Source organism: Bartonella sp. AA83SXKL (assembly GCF_042196965.1).
GTDB lineage: Bacteria > Pseudomonadota > Alphaproteobacteria > Rhizobiales > Rhizobiaceae > Bartonella.
Genome location: NZ_JBHIRG010000338.1, coordinates 1 through 548, shown reverse-complemented (window position 1 = coordinate 548; position 548 = coordinate 1). Strand labels below are relative to the sequence as shown.

The window sequence follows — 548 nt, the reverse complement described above, 5'->3', positions numbered from 1 at the left end:
TATTCACCTCATTGATCTTTTCATAGCACAACATCTGACTATTCATTTCAATGATTTCCAAATCATAAAGAATCACTTATTAACTTTCTACGATGGCATAAAAACGATCGCACCCACGATGATCAAAATGGTTCATAGCACCATGAGCATTTATTTCACATTTTCCTTATGGATGTCTTCAAGTTTTTTTTCAACGGCAGCGACCACATTTTCACAAGTGATGCCAAAGTGCGCATAAAGCGCATCGATGGTCCCACTGGCACCAAATCCTTGCATGCCAATAAACACCCCATTAGTGCCGATAAAATAGTCCCAACCTTGCCGGAGTGCAGCTTCAATGGCAATTTTAATCGGTGCATCACCAATGAGAGCCCTCTGATAGGAGGGAGATTGCTGTGTAAAGAGTTCAAAACAAGGTACAGAAACCACACGCGTTGGGATTCCCTTTTCTTCTAAGACTGCATGTGCATGTACGGCAATCTGCAATTCTGAACCGGAAGCAAACAGGGTCACTTGCGCATCATCACTGGCGGTGAGTAATTCATAAG

Annotated in this window: 1 protein-coding gene; it reads right to left on the bottom strand. The window is 42.5% G+C overall.

The genetic code is table 11. The annotated features are described in order from the left end of the window. Nucleotides 1–150: 150 nt before the first annotated feature. A partial coding sequence (locus ACFINO_RS11510; RefSeq protein WP_375655982.1) for a transketolase-like TK C-terminal-containing protein occupies nucleotides 151–548 on the bottom strand: 398 nt, incomplete at its 5' end.